Origin of the sequence: Kitasatospora terrestris, from assembly GCF_039542905.1 — a bacterium.
Taxonomy (GTDB): Bacteria; Actinomycetota; Actinomycetes; order Streptomycetales; family Streptomycetaceae; genus Kitasatospora; species Kitasatospora terrestris.
On record NZ_BAABIS010000001.1, the window covers coordinates 1,360,923 to 1,378,013 of the forward strand.

The 17,091-nt window shown below is 71.3% G+C and carries 13 protein-coding genes; 2 read left to right on the top strand and 11 right to left on the bottom strand.

Features of this window, described 5'->3' with window-relative positions; all coding sequences use genetic code 11:
- The first annotated feature begins 8 nt into the window (after positions 1–8).
- Positions 9–764 (top strand): ABC transporter permease, encoded by a 756-nt coding sequence (locus ABEB06_RS06445; RefSeq protein ID WP_345695815.1) that lies wholly within the window; start codon positions 9–11, stop codon positions 762–764.
- Between the two features lie 84 nt (positions 765–848).
- Here ABEB06_RS06445 and ABEB06_RS06450 read toward each other — a convergent pair whose 3' ends face one another.
- Positions 849–1,382: a phospholipase D-like domain-containing protein gene (locus ABEB06_RS06450; protein ID WP_345695816.1), complete on the bottom strand. Its 534-nt coding sequence runs from the start codon at positions 1,380–1,382 to the stop codon at positions 849–851.
- 343 nt (positions 1,383–1,725) lie between these two features.
- A complete protein-coding gene (locus ABEB06_RS06455; RefSeq protein WP_345695817.1) occupies positions 1,726–2,631 on the bottom strand; it encodes a tyrosine-type recombinase/integrase in 906 nt (301 codons plus the stop codon).
- A gap of 548 nt (positions 2,632–3,179) precedes the next feature.
- Between ABEB06_RS06455 and ABEB06_RS06460 the strand changes: the two genes are divergently transcribed.
- Complete coding sequence (locus ABEB06_RS06460; protein ID WP_345695818.1) at positions 3,180–5,582, top strand: SpoIIE family protein phosphatase; 2,403 nt, start codon at positions 3,180–3,182, stop codon at positions 5,580–5,582.
- A gap of 31 nt (positions 5,583–5,613) precedes the next feature.
- On the opposite strand, the gene ABEB06_RS06465 is transcribed toward ABEB06_RS06460, so the two are convergent.
- From ABEB06_RS06465 to ABEB06_RS06505, 9 genes are all read right to left on the bottom strand, one after another.
- Positions 5,614–7,179: a long-chain-fatty-acid--CoA ligase gene (locus ABEB06_RS06465; protein ID WP_345695819.1), complete on the bottom strand. Its 1,566-nt coding sequence runs from the start codon at positions 7,177–7,179 to the stop codon at positions 5,614–5,616.
- Between the two features lie 72 nt (positions 7,180–7,251).
- The gene (locus ABEB06_RS06470) at positions 7,252–8,601 is read right to left on the bottom strand and encodes an NAD(P)/FAD-dependent oxidoreductase (protein WP_345695820.1); all 1,350 of its coding nucleotides are present in this window, start codon (positions 8,599–8,601) and stop codon (positions 7,252–7,254) included.
- A gap of 70 nt (positions 8,602–8,671) precedes the next feature.
- The gene (locus tag ABEB06_RS06475) at positions 8,672–9,928 is read right to left on the bottom strand and encodes an aspartate aminotransferase family protein (protein ID WP_345695821.1); all 1,257 of its coding nucleotides are present in this window, start codon (positions 9,926–9,928) and stop codon (positions 8,672–8,674) included.
- A 17-nt stretch (positions 9,929–9,945) separates the two neighbouring features.
- Positions 9,946–11,061 carry a Zn-dependent alcohol dehydrogenase gene (locus ABEB06_RS06480; protein WP_345695822.1) on the bottom strand — a complete coding sequence of 372 codons (1,116 nt, stop codon included), beginning with the start codon at positions 11,059–11,061 and terminating at the stop codon, positions 9,946–9,948.
- A complete protein-coding gene (locus tag ABEB06_RS06485) occupies positions 11,058–12,449 on the bottom strand; it encodes an NAD-dependent succinate-semialdehyde dehydrogenase (protein WP_345695823.1) in 1,392 nt (463 codons plus the stop codon). Before ABEB06_RS06485 ends, ABEB06_RS06480 begins: the two co-directional genes overlap by 4 nt.
- 26 nt (positions 12,450–12,475) lie before the next feature.
- Complete coding sequence (locus tag ABEB06_RS06490; RefSeq protein ID WP_345695824.1) at positions 12,476–13,180, bottom strand: transporter; 705 nt, start codon at positions 13,178–13,180, stop codon at positions 12,476–12,478.
- A complete protein-coding gene (locus ABEB06_RS06495; protein ID WP_345695825.1) occupies positions 13,177–14,571 on the bottom strand; it encodes a flavin monoamine oxidase family protein in 1,395 nt (464 codons plus the stop codon). Before ABEB06_RS06495 ends, ABEB06_RS06490 begins: the two co-directional genes overlap by 4 nt.
- Complete coding sequence (locus ABEB06_RS06500) at positions 14,555–15,490, bottom strand: alpha/beta fold hydrolase (protein WP_345695826.1); 936 nt, start codon at positions 15,488–15,490, stop codon at positions 14,555–14,557. The genes ABEB06_RS06495 and ABEB06_RS06500 overlap by 17 nt, the downstream gene beginning before the upstream one ends.
- Positions 15,483–17,018 carry a flavin-containing monooxygenase gene (locus tag ABEB06_RS06505; protein ID WP_345695827.1) on the bottom strand — a complete coding sequence of 512 codons (1,536 nt, stop codon included), beginning with the start codon at positions 17,016–17,018 and terminating at the stop codon, positions 15,483–15,485. Before ABEB06_RS06505 ends, ABEB06_RS06500 begins: the two co-directional genes overlap by 8 nt.
- Positions 17,019–17,091 lie beyond the last annotated feature (73 nt).

The window sequence follows — 17,091 nt, forward strand, 5'->3', positions numbered from 1 at the left end:
AGGCCTCCGTGTCCCTGCCGCTCCCCGTCGGCTCGCCGCTGCGCGGCTGCAACCGGACCGTCCTCGCCCTGGAGATCCGCCGGGTCCTGCGCAACGTGCGCACGGTGGTGCTGGTGATCGCGATGCCGACGTCCTTCTTCCTGCTCTACGGGCTGCCCAGCCGGGCGTCCGGCGGGCGACCGCTGGCCCAGGTGATGGTCTCGATGGCCGCGTACGGCGCGATGGTCGGCGCGGCCGGCTGCGGCGCCGGCATCGCGGTCGAGCGGGCCCTCGGCTGGCAGCGACAGCTGCGGCTCACCCCGATGCGTCCGCTCGGCCAGGTCGCGGTCAAGGCGATCACCGCGATGGTGCTCGGACTCGTGTCGGTGGCAGCCCAGTTCGCGCTCGGCGCGGCCTTCGGCGTGCGGCTCGGCTGGGACGAGTGGCTGCTCGCCGCCGCCGCGGCCTGGCTGCCCTCACTGCTGTTCGCGGTCCTCGGCCTGCTGTGCGGGTTGCTGCTGCCCTCCGAGAACGTGATGCAGCTGGCCGGCCCCGGCCTCGCCCTGCTCGCGGTCTTCGGCGGCCTGTTCATCCCGCTGGAGGTGCTGCCCCAAGTCCTGCGCGATCTGGCGCCGTTCACCCCGGCGTACGGCTCGGGCGCGCTCGCCCGGGCCGCGGTCTCCGGCGGCGAAGTCCTGGTGCCGGTGGCGGGCCTGGCCACCTGGACGGTCCTGTTCGGGGCCCTCGCGGTGTGGCGGCTGCGCCGCGACATCCGCCGCGTCTGACGCCGCCTCCCCCGCCTCGGGCCGACCGCATCCCCGGCCGGCCCGACCACACCGAGCCCTCTGCCTCACCCATCCGACGGCGGCTCAGAACACCGGCTCGCCGCTCTCCCAGAGCATCGCCGCCAGGTGGTGCGCGACCTGCGCGGTCGGCCGCTCGGTCACCTGCAGCACGTCGCCCGGACCGCCGGGCGCCTCCCGGGCCGCGCCCAGCAGGACCACCGCGTCGGCCAGCAGCATCGACGGCACGAGGCCGGGCACCGTCCGGACGGTCACGCCCGCCCGGTGCAGGTCGTCCAGCGCCGCCCACTCCGCGGCCCGTTCCGGACGCCACGGCCGCTTGCCGCCGATCAGCAGCCGCACGTCCCTGCCCCGCCGGGCGCTCTCGGCGAGCGCCGCGATCAGCAGCCCGAGCCAGCAGCGGGGGCCGGGCGCGCTGTCCGCCGCCTCCACCAGCAGCACCCGCTGCCGGGCCTGCAGGACGGCCGCGTTCACCTGATGGGCCGCCAGCTCGTCGCCGTCGGGCCTGCGTTGCTCGACTCCACCGAACGCCGTCCCCAGCGACCGGGCCCAGCTGTAGGTGGCCTCGACAAGCTCTCCACTCTGATCGGGCGAGATCACGGAACCCCCTCTGCTTCCGGTGGAGGTCTCCACGAGTCCTCCACCGGAATTATGCAGAGCCGAAGCGCTCATATGAACGAATGTCGGGGATTGTGACTCGTCGAGCGGCAAGTGCCGAATAGTGACATGTACACACAACCAGCCGGGTATGCCCTTATTCCTCCGGATATACAGCTCTTGCGACTGCGCGCGCCCCGCCAGCCGCAGCCGAGAAGCCCCGGTCCGCCGGACGCTCCGACGCCCTGCCGATTCCCCCGCCGGGGCCGCCTCAAAAGCTCATCGCCCGGCCATGACCGCATGGTAAGAAACCTCAAATCGGGAGGGTTCAGGGAATTCGATGAGTTCAGGAACCGGGATCAACCGAGCGTATCTCGACCGTCCCGCCGGGCTTGAGCCGCTGCCACTGGTTCTGCAGGTGGTAGGTGGGCATGGGCCTGGCCACGTCGCGGGGATGCCGCAGGAGGTACCCGTCGACCGTGCCGAAGGTGTCGGCATACGCCTCGATCGATCGCCGGACCCGGGCGGGCAGCGGCACGTCCCGGTACTCCCCGGCCTTGCGGTGCTTCAACGGGGCGTAGCGGCCGGTGGTCTGGTTGACCTGTTCGGTGATGCGGTAGACGTCGTCGGCGACGATGTTGTTGACGTTCACCGCGAGGGCTTCGCCGTTGCGCAGGCCGGAGCCGCTCATCAGGTCGGCGACCAGCTGGAGCACCTCGTCGCCCGCGCCCCTGAGCGCGGCGAGCTGCTCCGGGGAGGGGATGACCGCGCGCTTGGGGTCGTACTGCGGCGGGACCACGCCCTCGACCGGGTTCTCGTCGTAGATTCCCAGGCGGTGTGCGTCCAGCAGGATGGCGCGGAGCTTGTCGAAGACGTTCGACTGGGTGGCCAGGCCGACGCCGTTGCGCTCCATGTCCATGATGAACGCGTCGACGGCCTTGTGGTCGAAGGTGCCCATCCGCCGGCTCGCGAACGCCGGCAGCAGGTGGTGCTCGAGCAGCGAGTCGAGGTGGCGCACCGAGGCCGGCCCCAGGCCGCGCTGCGAGGTCCGCCACTCCGCCGCGTACTCGCGGAACTGCATCGGGCTGTACTTCTGGATCCGGTCGATCCGGTGCTGCCCGTGCGGGTTGTGCTTGCGTTCCTGGTAGACCTCGGCGAGCCGGGCCTTCGCCTTGCCCTGGGTCGTGAAGCCGACTCCTCGGTCTGCCGCTCGGCCGCGTTGCGGTACCGGATCCTGTACTCGTGCGGGCACCGCGGCCACCGGCTCTCGGGGTGCTCGCACTCCTTGAAGAAGCTGCCCATGCCACGGATGAGGTTGATCGGCGCCACTGGTACTGACCTCCGGGTCGCTTGCTGACCGTTTGCTGACCCCGGATGATCGGCCATGCCCCTGAGCACCGACTGACAGCAGCACAGCGGCCGGCTCGGCCAGGTCCACGACGGCTACCCGGGCGAGCGTCTGCCCGCTCCGGAGCTGCCGAACGTCGCACTGAAGCCGCGCGGAAACCGTCACTGACCTGCTCGTTCAATAGCCCGGGAAGAGGCGACGACGGCCACCAGCCGTGGAACCGCCCCCGTTGCGGACACCGGCGTACGGTGTCAGGAGAGCCCTCGGCCGAGGTCGGGCTGCTCACCGAAGGCGCCTCGCCCGGTTCGCTTCCCCGCACGTGTCCTGCGGCGTACGAGCAGATCGAGGCCGGCCTCCCGGCACGCTGCCGCACGACGGCGCTCGGGGCGCGGGCACCGGCCGGGTCGCACAGAATGGGGCGCAGGGGGTCGTGGTGTTGGGAGGTGGGAGGCATGCAGCTGCCGCCCCCGCGTGGAGGGCCTTTCGGGTCCGTGTTCGACGAGATCGCGACGGCCGTGGTCGACCGTGGGGGTACGGTGCGGCACTGGTCGCGCACGGCCGAGGTCCTGGTGGGCCTGACAGCTGCGGAGGTCTGCGGGCAGCCGATCGGGGACCTGCTGGTCGACGTTTCCGCGTTCGCCGCGCCCGACGTCGAGGAACCGCCGCTGCCGCGTGCCGGGTGGGCGGCGCTGCGGCAGCGCTCCGGTGGCGCGATCGAAGTCGCCTTCCAGGCGGTTCCGCTGCCGGACTCCTCGCTCCTGGTCCTCGCCTGCCCCGTGCACAGTGTGGTCGACTGGGAGCAGGGCGCCGCGCTGTTGCGTGCACTGCTCGCCCAGGACCTGATCGGTATCGGCATCCACGGCACGGACCTGGCCGTCGTGCGGACCAACATCACACCCCAGGCGTTCGGCGGACCCGGCCTTCCGATCGGCAGCCGACTGGCGGAAGTGATGTCCGCGCGCGACGCGGCGGAGACCGAGGCGACGCTCCGGCAGGTCCTCGATTCGGGCGTGCCGCTCGTCGGGCACGAGCAGCGGATGCGCTCCCCTCAGGTTCCCGAACGGCACTGGAACTTCTCGCTGTCCGCACTCCGGCTGGAGGACGCCACAGGGCACCCGAGCGGCGTAGCCGTGCTCCTGACGGACGCCACCGCCGCGGAACGGGCGCGCCGGGAAATGGAGTTGCGGTACCAGGCATCGGTGCGGATCGGCGCCTCCCTCGACATCGAGCACACCGCCCAGGAGCTCGTGGACGTCCTCGTGCCGGCCTTCGCGGACCTGGCCTCGGTGGATCTCGCCGAGGCGGTCCTGGTGGGCGACGAGCCCCCGAAGATCGTGGGTGGCGGGGACCTCCACATGCGCCGGGTGGCGGTGGCCTCGGCGACCGGGCCGTGGCCGGCCCCGCTAGTGCAACCCGGCGAACCGAACCCGCCCTACCCGGACCACCCGGTCCTGCGGGACTACCAGCACGGCCAGGCCGTCATCGGCGGCCGGGCGGACTACATCGAGGCGTTCGGCACCCCGGAGATCCTCCGCCAGGTCATTCCCGAGCACGGTCACTCGGCCATCGCCGTCGCGCTGTTCGCGCGCGGCCTGCTGCTCGGCTCCGTCGACCTCTGGCGCACCGACCGGCGCGCGCCGTTCGACCGGCAGGACGCGGACCTGCTGACCGAGATCGCGTCCCGGGCGGCCCTGAGCGTGGACAACGCGCGCCGATACACCCGCGAGCACCGGGCCGCCGTCGCCCTCCAGCAGCGGCTGCTGCCCCCGGCCGACACCGACACGCCCGCGGCCGACACCGCGGGGATGTACCTGCCCGCCGGTGGCGGTGCCGAGGTCAGCGGCGACTGGTACGACGTGATCCCGCTGCCCTCGCTGAGGGCCGCCTTCGTCGTCGGCGACGTCATCGGCCACGGCCTGGCCGCCACGGCCACCATGGGGCGGCTGCGCGCCGCGATCCAGACCCTGGCCGACCTGGAACTCGACCCCGTCGAACTGCTCGCCCACCTGGACGACCTGGTCGCCCGGCTCGCCGCCGAGGCCGGCCCCGACGAGCAGGACGCGATCGGGGCCACCTGCCTGTACGCGCTGTACGACCCCGTCACCGGCCGCTGCGTCGTGGCCTCCGCCGGCCACCCGCCGCCGGTCGTCGTCCCGCCGGACGGCCCGCCGCGCGTTCTGGAGGAGCTCTCCCCGGGCCCTCCGCTGGGCGTCGGCGGCATGCCGTTCGAAGCCACTACGATCGATCTGGCCCCCGGAACCGTCCTCGCGCTGTACACCGACGGGCTGGTCGAGCGCGCCGACCACGATGCCGAAGCGGGCCTGCGGGACCTGAGCGACCGCCTGGCGGCGCACTGCCGCCCGGGCCGCCCGCTCGGGGAGATCGGCCACGCCGTGGTCGCCCGGGCCGGTGCACCCACCCCGCGCGATGACGTCGCCCTGCTCCTGGCCCGCACGCGCGTGCTGCCTCCGCACGCCACCGCCGCCTGGGAGTTCCCGGCAGACCCCGCCGTCATCGCCGAGGCACGCGAGGTGACACGCCGTCAACTCGACGCATGGGGATTGGGCGACCTGGCGTTCGCCACCGAACTGGTCGTCAGCGAGCTGGTCACCAACGCCGTCCGATACGCGGGCGGCCCGGTCGGGCTGCGCTTGATCCACGACCACGTCCTGGTCTGCGAGGTCACCGACCCCAGCAGCACCCAGCCCCGCCTGCGCCGGGCCCGCTGGGCCGACGAAGGCGGCCGCGGCCTGTTCATCATCGCCCAGCTCACCGCACGCTGGGGCAGCCGCTACGACCAGTCCGGGAAGACGATCTGGACCGAGCAGAGCCTGCCGGCCGCCGGCACTGCGTGAGCCGCCTCCTCGGCTGTCCGCACCGGGTGGCTCAGGCGAGTTCGCGCTTGAGGATCTTGCCGGTGGCCGTCATCGGCAGGCGCTCGACGACCTCCACGGACCGCGGGTACTTGTAGCCGGCCAACTGATCCCGGCCCCAGGCGATCAGCTCCTCGGAGGAGGTCGCGACGCCGGGGGCCAGGACGACGAAGGCCTTGACCTCCTCGCCGTGGCTCGGGTGGGGCACGCCGACGACCGCGGCCAGGCTGATCGCGGGATGCGTCATCAGCACCTCCTCGACCTCGCGCGGGTAGACGTTGAAGCCGCCGCGGATGATCAGGTCCTTGACCCGGTCGACGATGTAGTAGAAGCCGTCCTCGTCCTTGCGGGCCAGGTCACCGGTGCGGAGCCAGCCGTTCCTGATCACTTCGGCGGTGGCCTCGGGCCGCTTGTAGTAGCCCTTCATGACGCAGTGCCCCTTCACCGCGACCTCTCCCACCTCGCCGATGCCCGTGACCTCCGACCAGTCCGGTCGGACCAGCTTCACCTCGACGCCCCAGACCGGGACGCCGATGGACCCGGGGCGCGAGCCGACGGCGGGGTCGGAGAAGGTCACGACCGGAGACGTCTCGGACAGTCCGTAGCCCTCGAGGACCCGCACGCCGAACTTCTCCTCGATCCGCTCGAGGATCTCGACCGGCAGCGCGGCGCCGCCGGACGTGCCGACACGAAGGTTGCGGGCGATCCGGTGCACGTCGACGGCGTCCGTGACCGCGCCCAGCAGGCCCCACCACATGGTCGGCACGCCGGCGAAGAAGGTGATCTCCTCGGTCTCCATCAGCCGCACGACCCGGTCCGCGTCGAAGCGCGGCACGAGGTGGAGGGTCGCGGCCGTCGAGAACCCCGCGTGCATCTGGACGGTGGCGCCGAAGGTGTGGAACAGCGGCAGGCAGACAGCGTGACTGTCGGTGGCCGGCCTGCTGCCGAACATCCGGTTGCACGCCATCACGTTCATCATCGTGTTGGCGTGGGTGAGTTCCGCACCCTTGGGCCGGCCCGTGGTGCCCGAGGTGTACAGGATGACGGCGGTGTCGCCGGCCTCGGTGGCCACCGGGTCGAAGACCGGTGACATGCGGGCGAGCGCAGCGCGCATCGTCTGCGCTCCCCCGGATTGCTGTGCTCCGTCGATCGGCGAAGGCGCCTCCGGGTCGGCGGTCATCAGGAAGAAGTGCTCGCAGGTCCCTACCTCGTTGAAGGCCGCCCACCCCTCCTCGCCGATCGCCAGGTCAGGCGTGCCCTGGAAGCAGAAGTAGGCCTTCGCGTCGGCGTCCCGCAGGTGGTAGGCCACCTCGCGGGACTTGAGCAGGATGTTGAGCGGGACGACGACGGCTCCGGCCTTGAGGACGCCGTAGTAGACGATCGGGAACTCCGGCACGTTCGGGCAGCTGAGTGCCACCTTGTCGCCCGGTCTTACCCCGCGCTCCACGAGCAGGTTGGCGACCCGGTTCGCGGCGGCGTCGACCTGGGCGTAGGTGAGGCGCGTCGGGCCGAGGACGACGGCGTCCCGGTTGGGGTACGCGCGGGCGGAGTCCTCGAGCAGGACCGAGAGGTTCAGCATGGTGTCTTCCGGGGAGGTTGACCGGGCCGGGGCGCGGAGGGGACACACGGCCCGGCCCGGGGCGGGTGGGGGTCACACGTGGCTGGACGCGGCGGCGCGACGGGCGCGGCGCCGGCTGCCGTTGATCATGTCGGTGAAGCGGTCGAGGGCCCATACCGTGCGCAGGCCGAGCGGACCCAGCATCAGGAAGGGTGGGAACGTCGGTTCCTCCGCCCAGATGCCGTCCAGATCCTCGTGCCGCGATCCGTCCACAATCAGGTCGGCGATGAGCGACCCGACGTACGGTGCCTGGGACAGTCCGTGTCCGTTGCACGCGATCGAGTAGTAGACGTCGTCCTCGATCTGCCCCGCGATCGGCAGGAAGGAGGAGGTCATGGCGATCCAGCCGCCCCACGCGCGTTCCACGGCGACGTCCGCGAGGCCGGGGAAGCGGGTGGCGAACGCGCCGGCGAGCTCCTCGACCATGGCCCGGTCCGGCGCCTTGGCCGGGAGCGGGTAGCGCTCCCCCCGTTCGATGCGTCGGACGCCGAACACGATGGTGTTGCGCGGGGTGAGGCGGTAGTGCTCCATGATCTGGTGCTGGGTGATCACCCCCGATCGGCTGGTCCAGCCCAGCGCGGCAATGCGCTGCGGGGCGATCGGCTCCGTCTCCATCTCGATGAGCCACATCGGCACCGAGAGGCGCTCGGGGGTGATGGCCCACTCGCCGGAGTACGCGTTCGTCGCGAGCACGGCCTTGTTCGCCCGCACGCTGCCGCGGGGCGTGGAGACCAGCACCCTGCCGCGGTCCCGCCTGACATCGGTGACCTTGGTCCGTTCGAACACGAGCGCCGATGACGCAAGCAGGGCGCGACGCACTCCGCGGCTCAGCTTGCCGGGGTTCAGGGCTCCGCCCACGGCTTCCCGCATGCCGCCCACGAACGTGCGGGGGATGCCGAGTTCCTCGCTGGTGCCGACCGTTCCACCTCCTCCGGCGCGCCGGAGGATCGCGGCGATGGTCCGCGTCCGCAGCATCTGTCCTCGTCCCACCGCGGCGAAGGCCAGGCCGTTGGGCTCGTAGTCGCAGTCGATGTGGTGGGCCCTGATGAGGTCCTCGGTGAAACGTGCCGAGTTCTCGCCCAGCCGCACCATGCCGGGCACCTTCCTGGGGTAGAAGAGGCTCAGCAGTCGCAGGTCGCCGCCCGGGACGGAGGCGATCTGGCCTCCGTTGCGGGAGCTGGCGCCGTAGCCGCAGAACTCGGCCTCCAGCAGCACCACGTCCCGACCGCGGTCGGCGAGCCGCAGGGCCGTCGCCATGCCGCCCATGCCGCCGCCGATGACGGCGACGTCGCACGTGAGGTCGCCGTCGAGGCTCGGGAGGACGTCCGTGGGCGGGTCGATCCAGCCGGTGAAGGTGCTGTACTCGACGTTGTCGAGGTTCATGAGCGTACGTTCCATTTCTCAGTCGCCCGAGCGCCCGGCGTCGAGCGCTCGGGAAGGCCGGAGCCGGACCTCACAACGTCTTCAGGAGCCGGTCGAGGGCCTCGGCCGTCGCCTCGATGTCGCCGGTGGTGTGCGCCGTGCTGAGGAAGACCTTGCCGGACGGCATGAACAGGAAGCCCTGCCGCAGCATCCCTTCGAGGATCACGGCCCAGAGGCCGCCGGTCCCGTGGAGTCCGGTGGCCGCGCCGGCGGGGACGTACTGGAGGAGCGAGCCGACCCGGTTGAAGCTGCCGAAGTCGGGGGACGCGCCGAGGACGCCGCCGACGAGGGTTTCGAACTCGGACGAGGTCCGTTCGAGCTGCTCGTAGACCGTGGGGTCGGCCAGGGCGCTCATCGTCGCGGCGACGGCCGCCAGTGCGATCGGGTTGGCGTTGAAGGTTCCGGCGTGCACGACGCCGGCCGTGACTTGGTCGACGAGTTCGGCCCGGCCGACGACGGCGCTCTGGGTGAAGCCGCCGGCCATCGCCTTTCCGAAGACGGACAGGTCGGGAAGGACGCCGTACTTCTCGGCCGCCCCGCCCCGCGCGATCCGAAACCCCGCGATCACCTCGTCGAAGACGAGGACGACACCGTGCCGATCGCACAGCACTCGCAGCGTCGCCAGGAACTGGGGTGAGGGTACTTCGACGCCGGCGTTGCTCATCACCGGGTCGACGAGCACGGCCGCGATGTCGCGCTCGACGGCCTCGCTCAGCAGGCGCTCGGCCAGCTGTACGTCGTTGAAGCGCGCCACGACCAGGTCGTCGAGGACGCTTGCCGACTGTCCCGGTCCGCCGGGGGTGGCGGGGCGGTCGCAGTCGTCCTCGGACATTCCGGCGAACACGGTGTCGTGCCAGCCGTGGTAGCTCTTGGCGAACTTGAGGACGCGGCGCCGGCCGGTGGCGGCGCGCGCGAGGCGGAGCGCCACCTGTACCGCCTCGGTCCCCGTGTTGCTCCACAGCAGTCGTTCGCCGTGCGGTACCGCTTCGAGGACCGCTTCCGCCGCGAGGTACTCGAGGGGGTGGCCGGTGCCGACGACCTGCATCTTCGTCGCGACCTCCGTCACGGCGGACACCACCCGCGGGTCACCGTGACCGAGGACGAGTGGCCCCCAGGCCATCACGTAGTCGACGTATCGGTCGCCGTCCAGGTCCCAGACGTACGCACCTCGCGCCTCGCGGACGAAGAGCGGGTGGGGAGGCATCGCGGCGCGCAGGCCCGACCCCACACCTCCGCCGACACTGCGGCGGGCTCGCTCGAAGGCCGAGCGTGATGATTCCAGGGCCATGAGATCACCCCTGCCTTTCAGTACGTGATCACCGAGCGGATGCCGATGCCGCGCTTCATCTGGTCGAACGCCTCGTTGACGTCCTGCAGACCGATCACACTCGTCACCAGGGAGTCCAGATCGATGCGGTGGCTCATGTAGTGGTCGATCAGCAACGGGAAGTCGGAAGCCGGCTTGCTGGAGCCGTAGTTCGAGCCGATGAGCGAGAGTTCCTGATCGGACATGACGAAGGGATCGATGGACACCTTCAGGCCGTCCGCCACCTGCCCGGCAACCACCGCCGTGCCGCCCCGAGCCAGGACCTCGTAGGCCGACTCGATGGTGCGAGGCAGCCCGATGGCCTCGATGGCGATCTCCACACCGCGTCCGTCGGTGAGCTGTCGCACCCGGTCCGCGAAATCCTCGCGGCCGTTGTTGATCAGGTCGGTCGCGCCGAAGATGCGCGCCTGATCCAGCTTCTCGTCGGAGATGTCCGCGGCGATGATCTTCCGCGCGCCGGCGAGCCGAGCACCCTGGATCGCGTTCAGGCCGACGCCACCGCAGCCGAGGACCAGCACGGTGTCGCTCGGACGCACACCGGCGGTGTTGACGGCCGCGCCGACACCGGTCGTGACGGCGCATCCGACCAGAGCCGACTGCGGGAACGGGGCGTCGTCCCGGATGGTGATCGCGCCCGATTCCGGCACGAGGGTGTACTGGCCGAACGTTCCGAGGCCCGCGAAGCTGAGCACGTCGCCCCCGCCGGCGGACGTGATCCGGGACCGGCCGTCGAACGACACGTGGTTCGCCGAGTGCTGGCTGACCATGTCGCAGAGGACAGGCCTGCCACTGATGCAATAGCGGCACCGGCGACAGGAAGGCGTCCAGGACAGCACGACGTGGTCGCCCCTCTTCAGCGTCGTGACGCCTTCGCCGACACTCTCGACGATCCCGGCTCCCTCATGGCCGAGGATCATCGGCGACGGAACCTCCCAGTCGCCCACGAGCACGTGCAGGTCGCTGTGGCACACTCCGCTTGCCTTGAGCCGCACGAGTACCTCGCCGGGCGGAGGCGTCGAGGGGAGGGCGACCCGCTCGATGGTCAGCGGTTCGCCGGGGGCCCGGAAGACGGCGGCGTCGAACTCGATGGTCATGACGGGTTTCCTCCAGTGGGCTGCGCCGGACGGGTCGGAGCGGTGCGGATGAGCTTCCGGTTGGCGAACTCGTCGATTCCGGCCCGGCCCAGTTCCCGGCCGAACCCGGACCGCTTGACCCCGCCGAAGGGCAGTTCCGCGCCTTCGAGGCCGACGCCGTTGACGAAGACCATGCCCGCGTCGATCCGGTCGGCGACGCGCGCCGCCTGGTCGACGTCAATCGTGAACACGTAGGAGCCCAGCCCGTACGGTGTCGCGTTCGCCAGTTCTACCGCCTCGTCCTCGGACCGGGCCCGGTGGAGGATCGCGACGGGGCCGAAGAGCTCCTCGGCGGCCGTGGGCGAGGTCGGCGACACGTCCGTCAGGACGCCGGGCGGGAAGTGCGCCCCTTCGCGCTGCCGTGCGGCGATGAAAGTCGCTCCGTGGTCGACGGCTCGCTCGACCTGTTCCTCGAGGTACTCGGCGGCGGCGACCGAGGACAGGGGCGCCAGGCCGTCGGTCATGGCGAGCACCTTGCGGGTGAACGCGTCGAGGAAGGCGTCGTAGAGGTCGTCGGCGACGATGAACCGCTTCGCGCCGTTGCACGCCTGGCCGGTGTTCTCGAACCGGGCCTCGACCGCCGCCTGGACCGTGGTGTCGAGGTCGTCGGTGGACAGCACGATGAAGGGGTCCGAGCCGCCCAGTTCGAGCACCACCTTCTTGAGGCTGCGCCCGGCCTGCGCGGCGACCTCCGCACCGGCCCGCTCCGAACCGGTGAAGGAGACCCCCTGCACCCGGGGGTCCGCGATGGCGGCGGCGATCTGCTGGCGGGTGGCGTAGACGTTGACGTAGCAGCCCTCGGGAGCGCCCGCGTCGGTGAACAACTGCTGGAGGGCTGCGGCGGACTCCGGGCACTGCGAGGCGTGCTTGAGCACGATGGTGTTGCCCAGCGCGAGGTTCGGTGCGGCGAACCGGGCCACCTGGTAGTACGGGTAGTTCCAGGGCATGATGCCCAGGAGCACGCCGGTCGGCCGGCGGCGGATGAAAGCGGTGCCCTCTCCCCCCAGGAGCTCGATCGGCTCGTCGGCGAGGAACGCCTCCGCGTTCTCGGCGTAGTACCGGTAGATGGAGGCGCTGAACTCGACCTCCCCGAGGGCCTGGTCCAGCGGCTTGCCCATCTCCCGCCGGATGATCGCGGCGAGCTGCGCGCTGCGCTCCTCGTGCAGGTCGGCGACGGCGCCGAGCAGCCGGGCGCGCTGGCCGATGGAGGTCTGCCTCGACCAGTGCGCGTAGGCCTTCGCCGCCGCGTCGAGCGCTCCGTCGACGGCCTGGTCCGTCGCGGTGGGGTACTCCTTGACCACCGTGCCGTCGGCGGGGTCCACCACCGCGTACACGTGCCTGTTCGCCATCCTGACTCCTTCTTCGTGTCCGGGGTTCATGCGGGGGCTCCGACTGCGCGGGCCGGGTTCGCGTCCGAGGCGGCGGTGCGGTCGTGCAGCACGCGGTAGGCGCGGAAGTAGACGAAGATCTGGGTGCCCCACGTGGCCAGCGCGGCGGTGTAGAAGACCGTGCGGTCGGCATCGTCGAACGGCAGCGGGAAGAAGTCGTAGAGGAGCGCGATGGTGGTCCCGGCGGCCGTGGCCAGTGCCGTCCAGATCGCCGGCCGCCGCGCGCCCGCCTGCCACAGCCGCTTGACGAAGTACCCGAGGAAGACCGCCGTGAGGAGGTTGACGACGACGTAGAACACGGCGACCCAGAATGCGGCACGGTCGGTGTGCAGGTCCGCGCCGTGGAACGGCCGCAGGAACAGGCCGGCCACGGCCGCGGCTGCGAACACGGCGATGTCGACGCCCCGGCTCGGCCGGTAGCGGTGGGTGACCATCATCAGACCCATGATCAGGATGACCGTGATGCCGACGGACCTGGAGAAGGCGTCGAAGAAGTAGGCCACGTCGTACAGGACGCTGCCCGGGTCGGCGCCCAGCAGCGACCAGACCAGGAAGTTGCTGCCGGAGGTGGCGACCACCATCGTCTCGAGGCCGAGGAGGTAGTTGCCGTAGCGGCGGATGAAGGCCCAGCCGTAGAAGTAGCCGGCGAAGATCATCCACAGGTCGGCCAGCAGGAACAGCGCCACCTTCATCTCGACGCCCCCTCGCGCACGTCGCGGGACAGGAGGGCGGCGACGTTCTCGGCGGTGCGCTGGCCCGTCAGGACCGCGCCGTTCATGGTGCCGGCCCACTCGCCGGCGGTTTCGGTGCCGGCCCAGTGGATGCGCCCGTGGGGCTCGGTGAGCGCCTGGGCGTAGCTCACGGTCGCGTGGGGGCCGGCGACCGGGTGGGGGCCGCCCGGGGCGAACGGCTCCGCTCCCCAGCGGTGGTCCAGGTAGTCGATGGGGGTGCTGGCCTGCGGGCCGTAGAGGTCGACGAGTTGCTGGACGACCAGGTCGCGTCGGGTTTCGGGGCCGAAGCCGTCGAAGACGCGGGGGTCGCAGAAGGTCATCAGGACGCCCGGCCCGGCAGGGGTGGGGGACACGTCGAAGGTGATGAACACGGTCCCGGTGTCGGTGACCGCCTCACCGGAGCAGCCGTCGGCCCGCCAGAAGGGCTTGTCGTAGGCCACGAAGGCCTTGCTGAGGACGCCCATGCGCCAGGTCCGGGTGAGCCCCGCGGCCCGCTCGGGCAGGGCGGGTTCGAACGCGATGGTGGCGCGGTGCGCCGGGGCGGCCGTGACGATCGCGTACCCGGCGCGGATCTCGCCGGAGTCGGTGTGGACGGTGACGCCGTTGCCGTCCTGCGTGATGCGGCGCACCGGTGTCTCCAGGCGCACGCGGTCGCCGAGGTGCTCCGCGACCCGCTTGGCGATCTCCTGGGTGGTTTCGACGAACCGGTACTCGTTCGCTCCGTCCTCGACGTCCAGCATGTGGTCGAGCCCGCCCGCCGCGCGGATGTAGCGCAGGACGTGCAGGAGGGAGACGTCGCCCGGGGTGCAGCCCCACTGCACCTTGCTGACGATGGTCATCAGCGCCCGGGTGCTAGGCAGCGCGTTCTTCCGGTCGAGCCACTCGCCGAACGAGACGGCGTCGAGACGGCCCGCCCCGGGCGTCTCCCACGGGGCGCTCACGTCGACGGTCGCGACCAGCTTGTTCAGCGCCGCCTGCATGCGGGCCATGTCCACCAGGGTCGCGGGGGAGACCCTGGGAATGGTGCCGCTGTAGGTGCGGCGCCGGCCTGCCAACCACAGCACGTTGCGCCCCTGGGCGAACTGTTCGGTCGTGGTGCACCCCATCCGGTGCGCGAGGTCCCGGATGGCGGTGTGCTGTCGTGACACCCACGTCGCTCCGAGGTCGACCTTCACGCCTGCCACCTCGCCGGAGAACGATCGGCCGCCGACCCGGTCGCGGGCTTCCACGACCAGGACCGAGCGGCCCTCGCTCGTCAGCCGTTCGGCGGCGCTCAGGCCGGCGAAACCGGCGCCGACGACCACGACGTCGACCGTGGCGTCCCGGGAGTCGCGCTCAAGAGATGCGGACATGGTTTCCTCCTTCGCCCACGCGGGCCGCGTGCTGCGAGATGTACTGGGTGATGGGGCCGACGAGGGCCTCGGGGACGTGGTGTCCCATGCCGGGGATGACCACGTGCTGGGCCGAGCGGATCGCCTTCACGGTTGCGGTGCCGCCGCTCGGGTCGACCAGCAGGTCCCGGTCACCGTTGATGACCAGCGTCGGTGCGGTGATCCTGCTCAACTGGGCCGTCCGGTCCCCGGAGCGCTGGATCGCCTGGACCTGGCGCGCCACGCCGGCCGCGGGGTCACCGGCGCTGCGGTCCCAGCCACGGGCCGCGACGGCCGCCTCGGCCGCGTCGTCGATGGGGTACCCCCGTCCCGCGATGTGCCGGGTGATCCGCAGGTGGGCCCGGACCGCGTCGGTCCTGTTCCGGGCCGGCGGGGCGGCGAGCAGCCGGATCGTCGAGAGCGCCGGCTGTCCGACCTTCTTCGCCCCGGTGGTCGAGTAGAGGGACGTCAGCGACAGCACGCGCTCGGGCGCCGTGGCCGCGACGGTCTGCGCGATCATCCCGCCCATCGACCGCCCGACCAGGTGGGCCCGGGCGATCCCGAGGTGGTCGAGGACGCCGACGGCGTCCTGGGCCATGTCGGCCAGCGTGTAGGCGTCGCCGCGCGGGCGGGCGACGATCTGCCGCCAGAGGGCGGGAGGCGGTGCGGTGACGAACGTCGACTGGCCGACGTCGCGGTTGTCGATCGCCACGACCCGGAAGCCGCGGGCGACGAGGGCGGCGAAGAACGGTTCGGTCCAGAAGGTGAGGTCCTCGCCCATGCCGGCGACGAGCAGGACGGCGGGGTCGGTCCGGTCGCCGTGGTCGCGGAAGCAGATCGTCAGCCCGGAGGGCAGGGCCGCGTACTGGTCGGCGGCCGCCGCGCCGCTGGAGTCAGGCACGGGTCGCTCGCCCCCCGCCGGACGGGTGCGCGACCCAGCGGGCGCTGCCGAACACGAGGTTGTCGTCGGCGACCGGTCCACGCAGCGCCTTGGCGTCCTCGGGGTAGGACAACGCCATCCGCCAGGGCTTCTCGAGGCCCTGCTTGGGGAGCGTGCTCTCGGCGCGCTTGGCGTAGCCGGCCTTCAGGTCCATCACCGGCCTGCGTTCCATCCCGGGTTGGGCGACCGGGACCACCCGGTCGTACCCGTGGGCGTCCATGTGCCGGACGAGGTCGATGAAGTAACGGCACATCAGGCTCACCTTGAGCGTCCACGACGACGTGGTGTAGCCGATCGCCATCGCCCAGTTGGGGATCCCGCTCAGCAGCATCCCGCGGTAGCAGACCGCGTCCGCGAGGTCGACCTCGCGGCCGTCGACCACGATCGGCATGCCGCCGAAGAGCTGCAGGTTCAGCCCCGTCGCGGTGACGACGACGTCGGCTTCCAGTTCCTCGCCCGAGCCGAGCACGACGCCGCGCCTGCTGAACCGCGTGATCGTGTCGGTGACGACGCTCGCGTGACCGTTCTTGATCGCGTCGAAGAAGTCGCCGTCCGGGGCCAGGCACAGCCGCTGGTCCCACGGGTCGTAGGGCGGGTTGAAGTGCTTGTCGACGTCGAACCCCTTGGGCAGCCGCTTGCGGTTCTCGTGCCGGATCAGCCGCCGCCCGGCCTTCGGGAACGTGCGCAGTCCCTTGACGACCGCGCGGTCGAGCCAGATGTTCTTGAACCGCGTCGCGGCGTACCCGCGTTCCTCTCCGAGCACCTTGGTGAGCGCCAGGGCGAGCTTGTCGACGCGCGGCAGGGCCAGCACGTACGTCGGGGTCCGCTGCAGCATCGTCACGTGCCGGGCGGCGCCCGGCCCGGTGGCCATCGACGGCACCAGGGTGATCGCGGTCGCGCCGCTGCCGATGACGACGACCTTCTTGCCGCTGTAGTCCAGGTCCTCGGGCCAGTGCTGGGGGTGGACGACCGCGCCCTCGAAGTCCTCCTGTCCGGGGAAACGGGGAGAGAAGCCCTCGTCGTACCGGTAGTAACCGGTGGCCGCGAACACCCATCCGGCGCGGACGGTCCTCGTCGTGCTCGGCCCGCCGGCGGGGTCGGCCACCTCCACCGTGAGGGTCCACCGGCGGTCGAGCGAGGACCATTCGGCCCGGACGACCCGGTGGCGCAACCTGATGAGGCGCTCCAGGCCGTTCTCCTCGGCCGTCTCCCGGAGGTAGTCGCGGATCAGCGGCGCGTCGGCGATCGCCGCTTCGTGGCGCCACGGCTTGAACGCGTAGCCGAAGGTGTGGAGATCGGAGTCCGAGCGGATGCCCGGATAGCGGAAGAGGTCCCAGGTGCCGCCGATGTTGTCGCGGCCCTCGAGTACGAGCAGGGACTTGCCGGGGAGTTCCCGGCTGAAGTAGCTGGCCGCACCGATTCCGGAGATGCCCGCTCCGATGATGACCACGTCGAACTCCTCGACGGTGTCGAGCACCTTGGTTGTCATGGCGTTTCCTCGCTGTTCCCGGGGTCGTGACCTCACTGTCGCCAACCGTGGCCACGAGCGGGAACGACAGCGC